Below are 14,806 nucleotides of genomic sequence, written 5' to 3'. Positions count from 1 at the left end.
AGGCGGCACGGACTTCCCCATCTCGTCTCCGCGTCCACGGCCGAAGCGATACCGTGCCTCGCATGAAGCCGTTCGTCTTCCAACAGGGCCGAGAATCCTGGGAGAAGGGGTCCCTGCTCCACGCGTACGTGACCGTGGACCTCGGCCGGAACCCGGAACTCGCCGACCTCGTGCACGGCGTACGCGCCGCAACCGCGGACGACCCCCTCACCCACGTCGGCGACCAGTGGCTGCACATCACGCTCTACCAGCTGTCCCAGAAGCCGGCCGCCGACGTCCCCGCCGAAGAGCGCCAGACCCTGGCCGCCGAGCTGACCCGGCAGATGCTCACCATCGAGCCCTTCACCATCACCGTCGGCAGCCCCCTGGCCTACGGAACCGGCATCATCTTCGACCTCGGCCCCGACAAGCCGCTGAACGCGCTGCGCACCGCCACCACCCGCGCGTTCGAGACGGTCCTCGGCAAGGAGGCCACCGTCTACGAGACCGGCGTCCTGCACCTGACCGAGTCGTACGCCACTGACGAGGTCACCCTGGATCACTACCACCAGATCCACCGCCGGCTGCGCCGCGTCCGCCCCAGCCACGCCCCCCCTGCGCGTCGACGCCATCGAACTCGTCGACGTCAGGGCCGATCCGGTGAAGAAGACCATCACCTGGGCCCCCGTGGCGGCGCCGATCCCGCTCGCGAGCGGAACCTGAGCACCGGAAGGAAACACCGAGTGCCCGTGAGTGCCCCCAGCGACGTGCAGCCCGTCTACGCCGGGGAGGAGCCGCCCGAGATCTACACAGCCAGCCTCTACCTGACCGGCGCCCCACTCGATCCGGAGTCGTCCCGACTGGCCCTCAACGAAGCGACCCTCCAGTGGCGCCGGCCCGGCACCCTCGTCGTGCTCCTCCCCCACCCCCGCGGCGGCACCCCCCACCTGGACGCCGAGAGCCGGTTGGCATGGGACCGCACGCAGCGCGCCCGTGCCGACGAGATCGTCCACTGGTACCCCCAGTCCGGCCCGGCGGCCGAAGGCTGGCCCGAACACGACCTGGATGACGGCCGATCCGTCCTCAGCTGCCCCGACGGCACAGACGCCGCCAGCCGACGTCTGCACCTCCTCGCCGAGAATCTCAAAGTCCCCACCGCCGAGACCCTGCCCCAGGCCATCACCCTGGCCCTGGACCGCATCGGCCCCGGCGCCCCTCGCGGCGGCGGACAGCGCGATGTCCCGCTCCTGCTATGGCGAACCCCTTCCTTCCGCGCCTGGCTCGCCGCCCAGGAGCACGCCGGCAACACTCTGCTCGGCGGCCGGATCTCCTGGACCTTCCGCGTCGGCCCCCACCGGTCCCACGTCCTGCTCTGGGCGTACGCCGCCCGCATCCACGTCGCGGCCGAGGACCGCGTGAAGGACAACGAAGTCGTCCTGGGCAGGCCCGACATCACCAGCGTCGTCGCCTACCGGCCCGCGGCCCGCTGGGGCGACACCGAGGTCGTGCTCGTCCGCGAGTTCCGCTCCCCCGCCCGCACCCCGGACGCCTACATCCGCGAAGTCCCCGGAGGATCCAGCGCCAAGCCCGGCGACCCCCGGCTCACGGCAGCGGCGGAGTTCACCGAGGAGACCGGCCTGCCCCTCTCCCCGGCCCGACTCCACCTCGTCGGCACCCGCCAGGCGGCCGGCACCCTGTCCGCCCACACCCTGACCGCATACGCCGTCGAACTCAGCGCCCACGAGCTCGCGCAGCTACGGGCCGACACCACCAGCCACGGCAACGCCGAGGAGACGGAGCGCACCCACGTGGAAGTCGCCCGCCTCGCCGACCTCCTGCGCCCCGACGGTCCCCATGCCGTGGACTGGACGACGCTGTCCGTCATCCTCCAGACCGTGCAGCCCATGCGATAGCCAAGATCACTTCCGTCATCCACGGGATGTGCCCGGCCGGCCACTGATAGCGTCGGCCCGTGCCAGCCGACGCCACCAGGGGGGGCGGAAACGTGAACGATCTGATGGGCCAGCTTCCACGACCGATCGTCGAGCGGATGGGCCGCATGAGCGGCATGGCCATGCGCGCCATCATCGCGTTGATCGACGAAGAGCCGGACACGTTCGCAGCCCTGGTCGAGCGCATCGGCAGTTGGGACGACGATCCCGGCCGGGCCGCATACCCGATGCCCCGCTACGAGTTCGCCACCAAGGAAGCCCTGCGGATCGTCAACGACGCCTTCACCGCCATCGAGGAGCGAGGCCCCCTGCCCAACGAGGTGGTGGCCGAAGGCGCTCGTGACATCGTCGAACGGCTCACGCCCGAGAAGTACCGCACGCAGGGACTGGCCAAGATCGCCGAGTTCCCCTCAGGCACAGAGCCGATGGACCTCTCCGGTGGCAAAGACGGCGGCCCCGTCGACTTCGTCATCGCAGCGGCAGCAGCGGCATGGCTGTGCGGCGGGGCCGGCGGCCGCATGGCTACCCTGGAGAACATCCGGCTGATGCTGCTGCAACAGGCCCGTCAGGCGGAGAGCACCGCCACCGGCGCCCCGGACCGCGAACAGGTCAATAAGATCAGCGACGCCGACGCCCTCGCCCTGCTCGCCGACTTGTACGACGAGGACTACGCCCGCCTCATCCCCGCTCCTCGGCAACGCGGCCCATGGGAGTGGGACATGCTCGCCGTCCTCAAGACCCACCTCCTCGAGACGCCGACGGACGCGACCACCCCCGAACAGCGCCAAGAGCTGAAGGCCAAGCTCCTTACCATCCTGCAGGCCACGGCGGCTACCAACACCAGGACGACGACTCCCATGGTCCGGCCCGTGGGCAAGCGAGTCCAGCCCAAGCGTCGGCCGAAGCGGAAGCGCTGATCCGACCCCAGGAACAGGAGAATACGGGCATGGCCTCACCTGTCGGGGTGGTCACTGCCGCCTCACGTTCCAGTGGCCGGCCCGCACCGTTTGGTCACCGCCGTGGGACAGCCGAGGCTCGCGGAACACCGGATGGCCTGCGGCCATTTCTCTGTTCGGCCACTCCTCTGTCGGTGTGAGCCTGTACCCCATCGTGGACGGTGTGCCTCACCGAAGTGCGTTGCCCGTGAGTCCTTCGCTGATCCCTGCCGACCGGGCCCAGCGCGAGGCCGTCGCCGAGGTGCGCGCCCGCGCCGCGACTGTCCACCCTGAGCCGTACTGCTCGGCAGCCAAACGCACCAGAGGCCAAGACGATTTCGCCTGGCATCACGGCCGATTGGGGGATGGGCGTGGGGACATGCGTGCAAAATGAACGCATGACACGATCAGCTCGTCTGCCTGCCGAGTCCGCCCCCCGTACCGTGTCGGCCACGGGATCCCAGTGCTCCTGGACGGTGGAACAGGACGGCACGACCAAGGTCACCTTCGACGGCGCGCTCCTGCTCGCTGGTCAGGAGGTCCTTTCACCGCACCAGCTGCTGCGGCTGTGGGAGGACCAGGCGCTGATGCAGTTGGAGATCGGCAATACAACGCTGCGCGCCAACGATGTCACCCCGCCCGATCTGAAGGCGAAGATGGCCGTCTACGGTGTGGCGGTCCACACCATCCGATCGGGCCGCGCTAAGGGGCTCAGGGACGACCAGGTCCCGGGGTTGCTGGATGAGCTCAAGCGGGTGATGGCCGAACAGGGCGCGCAGCAGGCCCAGAAGATCAACCACTTCGAGACGGTCGAGTTCGGTGAACGCCTGATGTCCGAGATGGCGGAAGCCTGGCGTGTGGCGCTGACCGTTGAGTGGCTCGACGATCCCGATGACGGCACGTCCATGGCGATCTAGCCGCGAGGAGCGGACTCCACGTGGGGGCGGAGACGACCGACAGCGTGCGTGGCAGGCGGTTGAAGTCTGGTGAGGAGAGTCATCCCCCGTCCTCCGATGCGGGTTGCTGGGGTCCGGACGCACTGCGGCACTCAGGAAATTCCGGGGAGGTCAGGACGAGAGATCTCGACCTGACCTCCGACGATCCTTCTGTCGGCAAGCGCGCGATGGAACACCTTCCGGTCGGTCAGCGGAACGGCCGGGTCCTCCCTCGCCGCCAGGCCGGCGGCATTCATGATCAAACTGGTCAGTACGGCCGGCGTCAGGTCAGCTGGGTCCTCGGAGTACTCCGGGATCTCGGGCAGTCCGAACGTCGCGGGGGGCACGACCAAGAGGATCACGTTGCTCCCATCGGTCAGACGTCCTGCAAGGACGGGGTCGGGTTCGCCCGCGCCGCCTGATGCAAGGAAGACTCCGCCGCTGGAGACGGAGTTCCGGCCAGGTACCCCGAGGATCGCACTCAGATCGCCCTCCGGTGTGAGGAGGATCTTCCAATCCGGTACTCGCGGCAGGTCCGTCAGGCCGGTCTCGACTGCCAGGTATGCGAAGCCGTCTTCTCCGGTCAGGGCTTCAAGGACGCCGCTTCGGGCAGTGAGCTCGCCTCCGGCGCTCTCACTGAAAACGACGTCGGTCGTCTGGAGTTCGACGAGGAGCACCAGCCGCTCGCCGCCGTCGCTCATGGGGACTGCCTCGAAGAACGAGAACCCGTGCCCGACCGGCTGGCCGAACCATCGCTCGTCGGCGCGATCGCGCTCCACGCTGGTCAGGGCGGTGGCCTGTGAGGGCGCGCACAGCAGATGGGCCAGGAGGTAGCTGGCGCGGCCGTCCGTGTCGGTCAGCGTGCAGACGATCAGGTTGGCAGCTTCGACGCGCAGGTCGATCGTCTTGCCGCACTCGGTGCAGCGTTGGTAGGGAGCGAACTCGAATGCCGCACAGAGCTTGTTCCAGTGGGGATCGGGGATGGCTGCGCGCACCTCAGCGGCCACGGTGATTGCACGGGTCATCTCGGCGGCCTCGGCGGTCATGTACCCATTCAACCGCACCAGTTTCGGCTCACGGAGCGGGTCGTCGCGGCCGGCCTCACCCCACTCTCGGGAACGGTCTACTCCGAGGATGAGGAGCAGCACCGGGGGGAGCCGAGCTCAGTGGGGTGTCGGACCCCCGCGGGCCAGTCTGTCGTACCGCGGGCAGCCTCGGTTGCCCGCGGTACGACGAGCTTGCTGGTCTCGCCGAGCCGCACGGTCGTCCCCGTCATGGCGTTGGCGGGCTACGCCACGGGGGTGGTGAGGGTTCCTGCGCGGATCGCGTTGAGCAGCTCGTCCTTGATCTGGGGCGGCAGCAGGTTCAGTGCTTCGACGGCCTCGACGGTGAGCGGGACCTCCTCGAGCAGGTACTCGCCGCGGTCGTCGCGGGAGAACTCCGGGCCGGTGCGGTCGTCGAAGTTCCAGACGGCGATTCGGGCGAGGTAGACGTGCTCGGTCTCGCCCTTGTCGGTCTCCAGCTGGCAGAACGGGCGCAGGTCGACGGCTTCGCCGGCGATCTCCTCGCGGATCTCCCGCAGCAGTGCGGTCTCCAGGCTGGCGTCCTCGGGCTCGACGCCGCCGCCGACGAGGACCTGGTAGGCAGGGATGCCGGGGCGGATGCGGTTGATCACCAGCATGGTGCCGACGGCGGTGAGCAGGATGGCGCGGACGCGCTCCTTCATGGGTGGCTTCTTCCTGGGGGTTGTGGTGGGTCAGTTCGTGGTCTGAGGCGAGTTGTGGTCATCGGTCGGCGGCAGGAGCTTCTCCGCGCGAGCGTGGGTGTGGCGCGAGGTGGGAAGCCAGCGTCATGAGGAAGCTGGTGTTCGCCGCATGGTCGTGACCGAGGTCGACGGCGTACCTGGGCAGAGTGTTCAGGTGTGTGATCACGGCGGAACGGGCTGCGGAGTTGCCATTGGTGCTTCCGTCGGTGAACCCGAACAGGTCCGGGTAGCGCTCGGCCCCGTCGGAGGTGACGAAGACGGAGGGGGTGATCCCGGTACCGCGCTCCGTACTGATCCGCGGTGCGCCACCGGCGGACGGATTGACGCGGGGCAGGAGGGCGGCGGTCGCCACCGCGGTGGTGGCCTGCGTCAGGTGGAACCAGCGGGAGAGCTGCTCGGGCCAGATGTGGGCCTTGAGCTCGCGACCCGCCTGCGTCCGCATGGGCGAGGGGTGTCCGGCGATCAGGGCTTCGGTGACCTGCTGGTGCTGGGTGGGGTGCGGTGACTCGCCGTCGGCGAGGTGAGCCCCGGCGATGCCGGTCCAGGCGAGCGCCTCGAGGAGACCGAGGCCGATGGCGGCCGCCGACGGCCACGGCAGGAGAACGAGTTCCCCTGCGGTGTTGAGCCGGGCGAAGCAGCAGTCGTTGGCCAGGAGCGCGCAGCCGTCGGTGGCGAGGGTGAGGGCGGTGGTGGTCTTGCCGGCGCCGGAGTCTCCGAGGGCCAGGACGGCGGTGCCGTTGGCGAGGACGGTGGCGGAGGCGTGGAGGAGGACCCAGCCGTCGGCGATGAGCTGGGCGCGCATGAGTTCGCGGGTGAAGCGGGTGACGGACGTCGCCAGCCGGGTGGGCCGGTCGGAGGCGGCGGTGGGTGCGAGAGGGCTGCTCGCGGCGATGTCGAGGCGCTGTTCGGCGGGGGTGTAGCGGTAGTGCAGGACGGGGGTGGTCAGGGTCCGGGCGGTCACCGCGCCGTTGGGATGGCGGGTGTAGCGGATTCGCTCGCGGGCGAAGACGGCCTCCTCGGTCAGGTCGGCCGGGTCAGGAACTTCCGCTGTACTGCGGCTGCGGTGGGGATCGTCGGTGGCGGTGACCAGAGGGCCGGTGCCGCCCGTGCCGGGCGTGGCTGTCCAGGAGGAGCCGAAGTAGCGCTCGGCCCAGTCGGTCACGGTCCGGGTGTCGGACCGGATGGTCACCGTCCGGTGGCCAGCGGCAACGGTGAGCGTGTGGAGCACAGGAACTCCTTCCGAGCGGTTCCACGGCGGCACGGGCTGGCGGACGGGCAGGGACTCGTCGCCCGGCCGGCACTGAGGCGGCGGGACGTCTACGCGGTGGCCGGACGCGAGGCCGCAAGGTGCTGGGGCGCCCGGGAGCGCAGTGTTTCCGCGAGAGCGGCGATGCGCCGCAGCGGGGCCAGGTCGGGTGCAGGCGGTGGCGTGTCGGCGAGCAGTGCGGTGACCGCGTGGTGGACGGACGTCTTCAGGGGCGAGTCGTGCAAGGCCTCGTCGTGAACGATCCGGCCGTCGCGGACGGCGGTGATGCGGTGGTGGTTGCGCTCAAGTTGCCAGCCGCCGGGGGCGGTGACCGGGTCGAGGTGCAGGGTGAACCGGGTTGCTCCGGCGTGGGCCGTGACGTGCCGGTACCGGTCGTCGGCCGTGCGCAGGCCCTGGCGCCAAGGCGGTCGGGGCGAGGGCGTGGTGTCGTCAGCGGGACAGGGACCGAGGATGGAAGAGGTCAGCGAGAGCCGGACGGTGCTGCCCTGTTCAGAGGGAAGGGTGGTGCGCTCGGTCAGGGCAGGAACGAACAGGCGTGCGTCCCAGGTCGGTTCGGTGTCCGCGGCGGCCGGGTCGGTGGCCAGATACGCGTCCCAGGTGCGCGGGGGCAGGATCTGGCGCAGGACGGCGAGCATGTGCAGCCACTCGTATCCGAGCACCCCGTAGGTGCGGTCGACGAAGCGTCCTGCGGCGCTGTCGGGGCCGCGGTCCTTGGTGAAGACGACCTGGAGACGGTCGATCGGTGCCCCGGGTTCCAGGTGGGCGACGAGGTCGGTGAACGCGCGTACCGCGGTGGAGTGCCGGTACTGGTCGTTCACGATCATGCGGGCGTCGGGGTGCTCGGTCAGCAGGGCGGTGAACGCGTCGATCTCGTGGCCCTGGCAGGCCGGCTTCTCCAGCAGGACGCGGGCCGCGGGGTTGCGCGCCAGGATGGTGCGCAGAACCGGGAGGTGGTCGGCGGTCGGGCAGCAGATCGACCACACGCCGATGTCGGCCGCCACGGCGGCGGGCAGTTCGCCGACTTCGTGGCGGAAGGTGTGCGGTGAGGCGGGCAGGTCCTGGTGCTTGGGATCGATGATCGCCATGGTGGCGCCGAGTTCGGTGAGGAACTGGGCGTGCAGGCGCCCGGCAACGCCGTACCCCACGACGGCTGCCCGGGTCAGGGCTGGAAGGCGCCTTGGGCGGGGCACCGCGGGTGAGCGGGCGGGCGGCGGGGCGATGTAGAGGTCGTAGTAGGCGTCCAGCAGGCTGGCCGCGGTGATGGCCTCGTCCGCCGGGGCGGTGTGGAGGCCGGCGGGCAGGCCGGCAGGGTCGGCGCACAGTGCGGTGGCGGCGATGAGGGTGCCGGCGCGGTAGGCGTCGTAGCCCTGGTTGGGGATGGAGTCGGCCTCGAAGAGGTTCATCGAGCGGCCGTTGCCGAGCAGCGTGGCCATCCGCCCGCCGGGCAGGGGCAAGCGCAGGCCGATGCCGGGGATCTCGGTGGCGTCCTGTCGGCGTGGCCCCTCGGTCAGGGCGGAGAAGTCGCGGGTGGCGAACGGCGCCAGCAGGACCTCGTCGGGCAGCAGCGCCAGGTCGTCCTCGGTGAGGGCGACCTCTCCCGTGGTGCCGATCACCAGGAACGGGGCCTCGGCGGTGAGGGCTTGGCGGGCGGTGCGGTGGGTGGTGTAGCCGGCCTCGGCGGCGCCGATCAGCGCGAGCAGGTCGGTGTCGACGACCGCCACCCGGCAGCCGAGGGTGCGCAGCGCCGGGGCCAGGCGCGAGCCGAGGGTGCCGTGGCCCAGGAGCAGGACGTGGCGGCCGATGAACTTGCGGTCGGGCACGATGGCGCGCAGGCGGCGCAGGCAGGAGTCGGCGATCTCCCGGTAGCCGAGGTGGGTCTTGACCTGGGAGCGGGCCAGGTTCAGCACGGGGATGGCCAGGGGGCCGGCTGCGGTGATGCGCTTGATCCCGCTGACCGTCAGTTCCAGTGCGGCGTCGGCCTGGCGTGGCGCTCCGGTGGCGCCGTATCCGCGGGCCAGCAGACCGCCGTCGTCCACCACCAGGACGCGGCGGCCGGCCGCGTGGGCTTGGTCGATGAACGCGTCGATGGCCACGGTGGCACGTTGCAGTTCGGCGGTGTGCGCGTCGGGGTCGTTGACTGCGCTGTTGTCCAAGACGTCGCTGCGGTAGCCCCGGGCGAGGAAGGTGGCGTGGACGCGGTCGCGGTTGAAGGTGCGGTCGCCCTTGTCGAGGGCGAAGATCCACTGCGCCGGGATGCCGGCGCGCTCCATGCCCAGCAGGAAGCCGACGGAGTGCTCGAGGTAGTGGTCGCGAAAGAGCAGCGCCCAGTCCTTGAACGCCGGGTGCGGGGAGCTGTAGCGGTCCACCAGCGGCATGGAGGTACGGATGCCGTCCAGCTCGGCGGCCGTGTAGGGCAGGACGATCTCGGCCAGGCGCTGGTGGAGCTCGCGGGCGAGGTGCGCGCCCTCGCCCGGGCCGGAGTCGATCAGGATGTCGAGTGCGGCGGGCGCCGGGAGCTGGAAGCCGAGGGTGCGCGGCGGCTGCGGCGCCAGCGCCTGCCACCGCACCGTTACCAGCGGCACGGCGGTGGACGAGGTGCCGAGGGCCAGGGCGGTGTCCCCGCGCGGGTGGCAGACGAGGCGGTGACGTTCAGCGAGCGCCAGGGCCGCGTCGCGGACCGCCTTGGGGGTGGCCGGGCCGCGCAGGACTATCCACGACCCGGGATCGGTCAGAGCTGCTGTACTGATCGGGAACTCCTTGGGGTGCGACCCGCCGGTGGGGCGGGAGCCGTCAACGACCGTGCTGCGTGGCCGCTTCACCCAACGCGGCCTCCACCTCCTTCAAGCGCTCGAGCAGGCGCTGCGCGGCCGCGTGCCGCAGCAGCCAGAAGCCGTCCAGGTCGTCCTGCAGCAGGCCGGGCTCGACGTAGTGCTGCTTGACCCCGTACAGGCTGGTCACCAGCTGCAGCAGCGCGACGCGGGCGCAGGCGCGCACGTCGGCGGCCGGCAGGTGGGGGTTGGTCTCCAGGTAGGCGCCGACCAGCCTCACGCCGGAGGTGATCCAGTCCTCATGGAGGGCCACGGCACGCGGGTCGAAGGCGATCCGGCCCAGCTCGTAGGCGGTCAGGAAGGGGTCGGGCGGCAGGAAGTCGAGCACGGCGGTGAGGCTGTCGCCGTCGAAGAGCAGGTTCACCGCGGAGTAGTCGCCGTGCAGGACCTGGGTCGTCAGCGGGGGCAGGTCGGCGATCAGGTCCGGGATGCGGTGCAGCACGGCGCGCCGCTCGGTCAGCGTGCGCAGCGCCTGCTCGTCGAAGGTGTCGCGCTGCGCCCGCTCGTTCACCACGCCCAGTAGCTTGTCGACGCTCGCTTCCAGCTTCGGGATGTCCGGGTTCATCCACCGCTTCAGCTTCGAGGAGGCGTTGGCGGCGGCCGGGTGGCTGGCGAACGCGTGGTGGATCGTCCCGAGCGCGCGGCCGGCGGCGCGCTGCTGGGCCGGGTTGAGCCCGTCCTCGACGGTGCGCCCCTCGACCCACTCCCAGACCGAGATCGCGTGGCCGTCGTGCTCGATGATGGCCTCTCCGGCTCGGGAGGGGCGCACGGTGGCGACGGGGACGCTGTGCTCGCCCGCGAGTCGGCTCTGGGCGATCGCCGACCTCTCGGCGGCGAGGTCGGCACCGGCGGGGTAGTGCTTGACGAACAGCACCGTCCGGTCCGGGCACTGGGCGCGGTAGTTGACGGTCACCTGTCCGATCGGCAGGCGTTCCAGCGCGGCGCCCGGCAGGCCGTAGTCGCGTTCCAGGGCTGTGGTGAGGGCGGTGGTCTCGGTGTTCGGCATGACGCCCTTCCTGACTACGTGAAGTGAATGGGTGAACACTCTACGGCTCGTCGGAGTGTCGCTGGACGCGGTCCCACCACGCTGCCGCCGCCCGATACCGCGTCAGGCACTCGGCAGGGGTGCGGGGTTGGCCGGTCCACTCCACGGCGACCTCGATCGCCTGCCCAGCGGCGATCCGGGCCGAGGCGAGCTCGGCGACCGCCCGGGGGCCAGGGCCGTCCAGGCCCTGGCCACTGTCCGACAGGTGCAGCACCCGGGCGCGGGCCAGCACCCGCTCCAGGCGGGCCGCCGCGCCCTGGCCGGCCTCGTCGATGGCGGCACCGAGCTGTGCGGTGTCGGCCAGGAGCCCGAACCGTGGCGAGCGGTCGAGCAGTTCCTCCAGCGCGGCAAGCGCCGTTTCGGTGAGCCACCCGGGGTGGTGGAGCTCGGCCAGCAGCGGCACAGCGACGCTCGGCAGCGACCGGCCGCGGAAGGTGCCTACGTCGGCGGGCGGGGTGCGCGCCAGCAGCCGTACCCAGCCGGCGCCCAGCGCGTCGGTCGCCCGTGCGAGGCCGGCCAGCTCCCGCGCCGCCTCCGCCAGGGCAGCTTCGTCCGGATCGAACAGGTCGGCCAGGTCCAGATCCGCGCTCACCCCGGTGACCGGCACCGATCCCTGGGCGCAGTGCCGCCAGTGGGCCAGCGTCGCGGCGTCGCGGCGGGCCAGGTCGACGCCGCGCGGCCCGCCGCGCAGGTGCACGAACGGGATCTGCTCGTCGGCTGCCCAGGCCAGCAGCTCGGGGACGTCCAGGCCGCGTACCGAGATGCTGTACAGGCCGACCGCCGGCCCGCTCACGCGGTCCGCCAGTCGAAGACGACGACCGGCTCCGCCGGGCGGCCCGCGCCGCCGAGCAGCGCGTACAGCTCGGGGGCGCGCACGCCCGGAACCCTTCGGCACCACGACGCGAGCAACTCGGGGGCCAGGCGGTCGGTGAGGAACGCGGCCGAGGTGCTGTAGGCGCCCTGGTAGGCATCGGTGCTCAGGGCCGCGAGCTCGTGCATCCCCACCACCGTCCACCCGGCCCGGTGCACCTCGACGGCCGGCAGCGTGGCGGTCGCCTCAGGCGTGCCCAGCAGCCCCAGGACGCCGCCGGGCACGGTGAGCGCGGCCGCGCGCAGCGGGTCGCCGGCGGCGTCGATGACCAGCCGGCCCGTCGCTGGGCCGCCGGGCGCGACGCAGGTGACGCCGGGGGCACGGCCGATCGGCGCGTGCCGGCGCGACGTCACCACCCGCACGTTCGTGGCGCCGCGACGGTGCAGCTCCAGCACACAGCCGAGCGCGACCGGTCCGGACCCGACCACGAGCGCCCCGTCCAGCTCGGCGGCGGGTACCCGGTCAAGGCCGAGGTGGGCCATCTGCTGGAAGCGGGCCAGGGCGGCCACCTCCACCGAGGTCCCCGGCGAAGTGCGTACCGCGCCCTGGTGGGCCGGGTCGAAAGCCGCGCCGTGCGGCACCGGGGCCAGTACCCAGGCTTCGCCGGTCTGACCCAGAGTCATGTACCCGGCGTCCCGGCCTGGTCCGGTCAGGTGGCGCCGCTCGGTGCCGGGACTGAGCACGCTGAACGCGCCGGCCACCATGCCCTCCGGCACGCCGGCGGCGGGCAGCAGGTGCGCTGCGCCCGCGCGGAGCCGGATCCGGGCCCCCGCATGCGGGGGCCGAGCGGTGGTTCGCTGCGACATCATCGACCTCCAGGGCTGGCAGTCAGGACGAGGGCTTCGACATGGGCGGCGATCGGCTCCGGCGCTCCCCAGGCGGCATGCAGCGGGAGGTGCGCGGCGAGCCGTCGCACCCGGTCGAGTCGGCGCCGGGCACCGCCTGCGCCCTCAAGTCGGCGAAGCACCTGCTCGCCGTCGTCCAGGAGCCGGTCCACGAGGTGGCCGCTGGCCCGCCACCACACGTTCGCCGCGGTGTGGGAGTCGAGCTCCTCCAGCACGCCGTCGCCGGCGTGCGGGTCGCCGTCCACGTCGACCAGGACGGCTGCCACCACCGTGGCCGGCGCCCAGGGCGACGGCTGCCGCTCCAGCGGGCCGAGGTGCGCGCCCAGGTCCAGCCGCTCCGGCCCGCCAGCGGGCAGCTGGAGGTCAGGAAACCAGCGTCGGGCCGGTGCGCGGCGAGCGATGAAGGCGGAGGTGCCGCCGACAACGGCCGGGCGATCCTGCCCGCGCGGGCAGTCCACGACCGCCACGTCGCCGGCCAGCACCTGCCAGCCGCGCCCCGCCAGAGCGAGTCCCACCAGCGACTTCCCGGCGCCGTGCCCGCCCAGCAGCAGTACCGCCGCGCCGCCCGGGTGCCGGAGGGCGACGGCGTGCACGCACAGCGCCCCGTGGGCAAGATGCAGCAGGTGCAGGTGGGCGTTGATCCGCCGCCGCGCATCGCCGCCGCTGACCCCGGGCGGCAGCACCACCGCCCTGGTGCCCGCGCCATCGCCCTCGCAGACGCCTCCTGCCGCGACGCCGGGCAGGTGCGGGACGATCCGTTCCCACCACTCCGCCGACACGCCGGCTGCCCGCACCGCGAGCGTCCGCCCGGCGCTCGACACCCGGTAGGAGCGGTACCCGGCGCTCACCGGTGCCCGACCAACGGCACCACCGGGGCCAGTACAGGCCACACATCAGCCGTCGCCAGGTGTTCCACCGGCACGCTCAGCACCGCGGCAGGAACCCCGGCGAGAAGCCCGGCCAGGCCCCTGGCCCCGGCAGCCTGCTCCGCCAACCCGGGGCCGCCCATCAGACCCAGCGCGTCACTGACATACAGCAACTGCTGCGGCACCCGCGCGGCCTCCGCCACAGCCTCCTCAACCTCGCCCGCCGCCAAGGGGCCGGCCCCGACGCCGCGCGCACCGGCCGCATCAGGACGCGCGACGACCACCGCGCCGAGCGGAACAGGAGCGGAGTAGGGGACCCCCAGGGCCTGGCGGTGCTGAGGCGGGCTGAACAGCGCCCGCTGCCGCGGCACCCCCGCCACCACCGTGCGCTCCACCCGGCCCACGGCCGGCGGCTGCCCGGCGAGCAGCTCGGCGGGCACCGCGACCCTGGTCGGCCAACCCACCACCATCCCCCCCGGACCCACCAGCACGAGATCGTCGGCCATGAATAACGCACCCCTCTCGCGCACGGCGCGGTGAGCCAGGGTCGACTTGCCACCATGCTGCCCAGCCAGGAACACCAACGCGGCACCGTCGAGGGCCACCGCCGAGGCGTGCAGCATCCGCCACCCCGAGGCCAGCAGGCGGGAGGCGAAGAAGACCCGCGCCAGCCAGTCCGCCCACCGCACCCCCACCCCATCGCCCGGCGACACGACCAGCCGGGTCGAGCGGTGTGCGGCGTCGACCTCCAGAACCACGAGAGCGGCACCGGGCCGGTAGCGCGCAGCCAGCCGGAACACTCCCTCGGCGGCATCCAGCACGGCCAACTGCCGTCCACCGTACGGGAGGGTAAGCACCAACCGGCCCTCGAACGGTGCTTCCGCCTCGACGGGCAGCACCTCCTGGTCGACCGTCAGCGTCCAGTCGGGTTCGCCCGCCGCCGACAGTTCCACCTCGCACGCCGGAGCGAGCACGCCGACCACGGAATCCAGCAACGGCGGACTCGACGCGGCGATCCGCAGACGTAGTCCCGCCAGCAACAGGTCCCCCCGCACCCCGCAGCCGTCCGCCGCACCGACGACGGGCGAAACGGTGTCAACCATCCGCCTGACCTCTATCAACTCGACGTACCAGAAGCCCCGGAACGGTCTGCTGCCCGGCGGCACTCCAGGATCAGCCACCGCCCAGCTCGACGACCAGTACTGTGGGGGTCGCTATTCGTGGCGAATAACTGACCTACCGTGACGTGCTGGTGAGGGGGCGTCGATGGCGCCAGGACCGGGGAACCCGTCGCTCCAGGCATGGGAGGCGGCCAGCGGACTGTCCAACGGCGACGGACATCGAGTGATGAGGACATGCCATTCCCTTCGATGGGGAAGGTGCAGCGGATGCGCGGGAAGGGTTCGCCGGCAGACGGGCCGACGGCGTGGACTCAGGCGTGGGAGTTCGCGGTTGTCCGGGATTCACCCGGCCGTCGCGCCTCGCGTAACTAGGCTAGGAGCGAGCTGATCTGACGGG

The 14,806-nt window shown here is 71.9% G+C and carries 12 protein-coding genes; 3 read left to right on the top strand and 9 right to left on the bottom strand.

Going from position 1 to position 14,806, the window contains the following annotated elements:
• The first annotated feature begins 62 nt into the window (after positions 1-62).
• The 3 genes from IF30_RS48960 (at position 63) to IF30_RS0100495 (ending at position 3,783) form a co-directional block, all read left to right on the top strand.
• Positions 63-1,892: a hypothetical protein gene (locus IF30_RS48960; protein ID WP_234322528.1), complete on the top strand. Its 1,830-nt coding sequence runs from the start codon at positions 63-65 to the stop codon at positions 1,890-1,892.
• A gap of 92 nt (positions 1,893-1,984) precedes the next feature.
• A complete protein-coding gene (locus IF30_RS0100500) occupies positions 1,985-2,848 on the top strand; it encodes a hypothetical protein (protein ID WP_158834608.1) in 864 nt (287 codons plus the stop codon).
• A gap of 416 nt (positions 2,849-3,264) precedes the next feature.
• Positions 3,265-3,783, top strand: a complete 519-nt coding sequence (locus IF30_RS0100495; protein ID WP_158834605.1) for a hypothetical protein — start codon at positions 3,265-3,267, stop codon at positions 3,781-3,783.
• A gap of 131 nt (positions 3,784-3,914) precedes the next feature.
• On the opposite strand, the gene IF30_RS0100490 is transcribed toward IF30_RS0100495, so the two are convergent.
• The 9 genes from IF30_RS0100490 to IF30_RS0100450 form a co-directional block, all read right to left on the bottom strand.
• Positions 3,915-4,847, bottom strand: a complete 933-nt coding sequence (locus IF30_RS0100490) for a hypothetical protein (protein WP_158834602.1) — start codon at positions 4,845-4,847, stop codon at positions 3,915-3,917.
• A 242-nt stretch (positions 4,848-5,089) separates the two neighbouring features.
• Positions 5,090-5,527 (bottom strand): NUDIX domain-containing protein, encoded by a 438-nt coding sequence (locus IF30_RS0100485; RefSeq protein WP_030230273.1) that lies wholly within the window; start codon positions 5,525-5,527, stop codon positions 5,090-5,092.
• A 58-nt stretch (positions 5,528-5,585) separates the two neighbouring features.
• Entirely contained in the window at positions 5,586-6,794 is a 1,209-nt protein-coding gene (locus IF30_RS0100480; RefSeq protein ID WP_051708949.1) for a hypothetical protein, read from the bottom strand.
• A gap of 89 nt (positions 6,795-6,883) precedes the next feature.
• Complete coding sequence (locus IF30_RS43085) at positions 6,884-9,652, bottom strand: Gfo/Idh/MocA family oxidoreductase (protein ID WP_051708948.1); 2,769 nt, start codon at positions 9,650-9,652, stop codon at positions 6,884-6,886.
• Entirely contained in the window at positions 9,624-10,667 is a 1,044-nt protein-coding gene (locus IF30_RS0100470; RefSeq protein WP_030230268.1) for a phosphotransferase enzyme family protein, read from the bottom strand. Before IF30_RS0100470 ends, IF30_RS43085 begins: the two co-directional genes overlap by 29 nt.
• A gap of 40 nt (positions 10,668-10,707) precedes the next feature.
• Positions 10,708-11,499 (bottom strand): hypothetical protein, encoded by a 792-nt coding sequence (locus IF30_RS0100465; protein ID WP_030230265.1) that lies wholly within the window; start codon positions 11,497-11,499, stop codon positions 10,708-10,710.
• Positions 11,496-12,386: a hypothetical protein gene (locus IF30_RS0100460; RefSeq protein ID WP_234322527.1), complete on the bottom strand. Its 891-nt coding sequence runs from the start codon at positions 12,384-12,386 to the stop codon at positions 11,496-11,498. Before IF30_RS0100460 ends, IF30_RS0100465 begins: the two co-directional genes overlap by 4 nt.
• Entirely contained in the window at positions 12,383-13,270 is an 888-nt protein-coding gene (locus IF30_RS0100455; RefSeq protein WP_030230260.1) for a hypothetical protein, read from the bottom strand. The genes IF30_RS0100460 and IF30_RS0100455 overlap by 4 nt, the downstream gene beginning before the upstream one ends.
• On the bottom strand, positions 13,267-14,391 hold the full coding sequence (locus tag IF30_RS0100450) for a hypothetical protein (protein ID WP_051708997.1): 1,125 nt from the start codon (positions 14,389-14,391) through the stop codon (positions 13,267-13,269). The genes IF30_RS0100455 and IF30_RS0100450 overlap by 4 nt, the downstream gene beginning before the upstream one ends.
• Positions 14,392-14,806: the final 415 nt, after the last annotated feature.

Origin of the sequence: Streptomyces sp. NRRL S-350, assembly GCF_000719705.1 — a bacterium.
GTDB lineage: Bacteria > Actinomycetota > Actinomycetes > Streptomycetales > Streptomycetaceae > Kitasatospora.
This window is presented reverse-complemented; position numbering and strand designations above follow the sequence as displayed.